Genomic DNA, 4,381 nt, shown 5'->3' on the forward strand with positions numbered 1-4,381 from the left:
GCCCCGGGTCCCCGCCCGTCCCTGGAACCGGGTGAGCGCTCACGCGCCCCCGGCTGCCCTGGGGAGATCGGACTTGTTCCCGTCCCAAGGCCGTAGCCCGCCGGACCGGAGGGGCCGGAGGGGCCGCGCGGGACGTCGGCCCCCTGCCTGTCACGGTCAGGCGGCGCCGAGCGCGCCGCGGGGGTCATGAGGGCCGGACGTGCCATTCGCCCGCTCATGACGGATCGACGTGGGGTGGCCGGCCACGCGGGCGCGGGCACCGCCACCTCTCCGCTCGGCGTCCCCCCGCTCGGCACCTCCAGGCCGGCCGCCCCCACGGGCGGCACCCCCGCCCCGGATACGGCCATGACCGGTCCGCCGTCGGTCGGCGTCCGCGGGTTCACCGCGGCGGCGGACTCCGTCGTGGCCATGGCCCGCAGAGTCGACACGAAGAACGGATGTGCGGCGGAGAGGCCGGGATGGGCATCCAAGATCGCCAACGGTTCGCCGCCGAATTCGAGGAACGGGCCAGCGAGTCCCTCGTCCTCGGCGAGCGCGAGGGCACGCGCCAGCAGGTCGGTGGCCCGCGCATGGTCATCACGCCGCGCGGCCGCCACCGCTGCCACCACACATGCCGACACCACCGAACTGCCTCCGCCACCGTCCGCCCGCAGCAGAGCCGCCACCGCGTGCTCCGCTCCCTCTAGATCAGCGCACGCGAGGTTCGCCCGGGCCGCCGCGAGCGCGAGAGCATGGTCCGGCCGGCGGGTGTCAGCCAGCTGTCCCAGCAGCTGCCGGGCAGCCTGGGCGTTCCCGACGGCGATCAGCAGATCGGTCTCGGCGGCGCGCCACAGCGACAGACACAGCGGCGGTCCGGCCGGTCGTCCTCGCGACGCCAGGAGACGGCGGGCAGCCCGCACATCGTCCGCCTCCCCACGCCGGCATCGCGCCCTCGCCTCCAGTACGACGATCAGATCGAGCAGGTAGGGAGGATGCGCCGGGGTGAAGGCCATCCGCGCGAGGTCGAGATGGTGCGTGACGCGCACGTCGTCGACCCGGGCGGCCGCCACCATCGCATGGGCGAGATGCACCTCGACCAGGCCTGCCGGCATGTCGGTCCGACCATCCGAGGATGCGGGGACGACCGTGGGATCGACCGGGCTGGCAGTGATCACAGCGGCGGTGGCGACCGCCGCTGCCGCGCTGGACTCGGCCTGCCGCAACCGACCTCGTAGCACGTAGGCGAGAGCCATCGCCCCGGACGCCGATGCCTCGACCGTCCGCAGACCGGTATCCCGGGCCGCCGTCATCGCCTCCCGCAACGCCTCCAGCGCCAGGTCGGGACGGCCGAGCCAGAGCTCCGCCCGCCCGCGCGCACACCAGGCCACGGCCGCCGCGACCATGTCGGAACCATCCACGCCACCATCCACGCCACCACCGGTCGATCGCGCGACGATCCCGGCCGGGCGGTCCGGCGGGGCCCCACCGACGACGGAGCCGGGGCGGGCCACGTCTCCCCCGACGTGATCACGTCGAACACCGGCCGGCTCCCGTCCGGGACCTTCGGCGCCCCCGGCGGGGCCGGCGGGCAGGAACCGGGGATCTCCCGGCGGCCGCACGTCGGCGGGCGGTCGTGGCCGGCCCTTCCCCGCGGCCTCCGCCCGCCCCGTCACACCGGCAACCACCGGACCAACCGGCTGCGGCACGGCGCCCGGCCTGCCCGGGGAGCGTAGCAACCGGCGGGTGATGCTCAGCATCTCCTCGCACGCCCCGGCGAGCTCCGCCCGGCGCAGGTCGACGAGATCGGCCCGGACCGCGAGCGCGCGACGACGGGACACGACCGCCGCGGCGATGCTCCCCCGGGCCACCTGCAGGTATCTGGTGGCCGCCCCCACCTGTCCCCGGCCCAGCCGGCCCACGGCGGCGACCAGGGCGCACTCCGGCGACCACGAGGCCGGGGAGTCCGGCATCCCCGTCATGATCGGGCTGAACCCCGCGACGCCGCCATGCAGGGCGTCCACCATCTCGGGCCCATCGACGAGCAGACAGGCCGCGTACCACCAGTCCCCGGCATGCGCGGCGTGATGTACCGCGTCCGTCGTCCGACGGTGCGCGGCGAACCAGATCGCGGCTCGCAAGTGAAGCTCAGCGGTGTCCTCGTCGCCGTCCGCGGCCAACGCGGAACGCAGCACCGCGGCAAGCAGTCGGTGAAAGCGGAACCATCCGCCGTCGTGGTCGAGCTCGACCACGAAGCCGTCGGCACGCGCGAGTGCCGCCAGAACTTCCTTCCCGCTCACCCGTGCACCCACCGTGGGTGCCGGCGCGGCACGCGAGCCGGTAGCCGCCGCCAGGACGCCCGCGTCCATCCGCTCGGCCGCGACGGCGTCCGTCAGCGGCCCGGTCATGCGCTCCAGGACACTGGTCCGCAGGAGGAAGCGGCGTACCGGCGGCGGCTTACCGGCTAGCACCTCGGCCCGCAGGAAATCGGCGACCGCGGGATGGCCGGCCACGGCGCCGGAGAAACCAGCCGTGTCACCGAGGCCACCGGACGGGGATGCGACGGCCGCTTCCCACCGCCCGTCCGCCCCCGGCAGTGGTCGTCGTTCCCGTGCGGCGAGCGCCCCGGCCGCCAGCCGCAGCCCAGCCGCCCAGCCCTCGGTGACGTGCACGAGACCGCTCACCGTCGCGGGCGACGCCGTGATCTCCTGCCGGCCCGTAATCTCCTGCCGGCCCGTAATCTCCTGCCGGCCCGTGATCTCCTGCCGGCCCAGGAGCGCGGTGGCCTCCGCCCGGGTGAAGGCGAGATCTGTCGGGCCGATCTCGGTGATCCACCCGGCGGCCCGCAGCCGGTGCAGCGCCACGGGCACCGTCCGGCCCATCAGAATGATCCGGGCCCGATCCGCGGCCCCGTCGATCAGCAGTTCGAGGCCGTCGAGGTCCGAACGCCGGGTGATCAGATGCACGTCGTCGAGGATCAGTATGAAGGACGTCGGTAGGTCGGCGAGGATGTTGGCGAGCCATCGGTAACGCCGATCATAAAGATCGTCGGCCGCGGGACCGTACCGGCTCCCAAAGCCCTCACCGGCCGGGAGCAGACCGTGTCGTTCCAGCCCGTGCAGCAGCTGCGGCCACAGTGGGAGGCCCGGCCCCCCGCCGCGCGGGCCGGGGACGACCGCCGGATCGACCCGCACCCACACGATCGGCGTCTCCCCCCGCCGGGCCGCGGCCCAGGCCGCGACCAGCACCGTCTTGCCCGAGCCGGCCGGAGCCCGCACCACCGTGAGGGGCAGGACGGTGGCGGCGTCGAGTGCGTCGAGCAGCCGTGGTCGATCGACATGACCCGGCGGGGCCGGCGGGGGGACGAACCGGTTCAGGAGCAGCGGCAGGCTTTCGGGACCGTCCGCGGGATCCTCCTCCCCGGGACGGGGAGCGGCATCCTCCGGGCGGAGGGGCCGTCGACCCTCAAATGCGGCAGGACGGGACCGGACGGAACCGGACATCGGTGACTGTTCGTCGAGCATCCGCACCACCCCCAGCGACAAGCTCGCGTTAGGTAGTGGTACGCCTACTCAGACGACCGGGCAACCAGGCAACCGGGCAACCGGGCAACCGGTCCGCACCGCCCGCCGTCGAGGGACACCCCGCCCCGGGACCCGGCCCTCAGGCCGCGCAGTCCGAACAGACGACGTGACGGACGTCTGCGAGCTGGCTGCGGTGCTGCACCAGGAAGCATCGAGTGCAGGTGAACTCGTCGGCCTGCCGGGGAAGTACCCGCAGCGACAGTTCCTCGTCGCGCACCTCCGCATCCGGAAGGTCCAGCTCGGCCTCGAGGGCGTCCATGTCGTCCCCCAGGTCCGCCGCCGCACCGGCGCGCTGCGCCTTGAGCGTCTCCAGGCTCTGTTCCTGGAGCTCGTCCTCCTCGACATCCGTGCTTCGCCGAGCGTCGAAGTCACGAGCCATGCGTCTCCTTCCTTTCCCTGCCGTCGTTCACCCAATGGGTATGCCAACCCATCGGTCCTGGGTTCGACCGAGCGTGAGGAGCCATGAAACACGGCACCTCAGGACATCGGCTGGTTATAGTACGCAGTGACCCCAAAGATTGAGGTGACGCGATGCCCTGTATCCGCATTTCCGGGTGCCTCCACCACATCCAAGGGTCCCGGCCGGAACGCGGATCTCCAGAGCCGAGCGAAGGATACGGGGCGGAACCGTGTCAGGCCAGACAGCGCCTGGCTGGCGCGGTGTCACTCCCGCCACAGCCATGATCAAACATCACGACTCCGGTGGACCGTCCGCATCTCGATCGATGCGGCACCGTACACCACCTGGACGCCGCGCCGTCATCGGATGGTCGGAAAGGGCCACGCAAGCCTGGGGGCCGACCGGCTGGATCTAGCGGGAT

The 4,381-nt window shown here is 73.0% G+C and carries 2 protein-coding genes; both read right to left on the minus strand.

Features of this window, described 5'->3' with window-relative positions; all coding sequences use genetic code 11:
- On the minus strand, window positions 1-3,500 hold a 3,500-nt coding region (locus AC08ON_RS12385), incomplete at its 3' end, for a winged helix-turn-helix domain-containing protein (RefSeq protein ID WP_476617012.1).
- A 139-nt stretch (window positions 3,501-3,639) separates the two neighbouring features.
- Entirely contained in the window at window positions 3,640-3,939 is a 300-nt protein-coding gene (locus AC08ON_RS12390; protein ID WP_011435374.1) for a DUF4193 family protein, read from the minus strand.
- Window positions 3,940-4,381 lie beyond the last annotated feature (442 nt).

The sequence above is a fragment of the Frankia sp. CoWAU3 genome (assembly GCF_977971855.1).

What these genes read in the sequence shown, in the direction of transcription:
- AC08ON_RS12390 (WP_011435374.1), bottom strand. Translation starts at nt 3,939, where the DNA reads ATGGCTCGTGACTTCGACGCTCGGCGAAGCACGGATGTCGAGGAGGAC.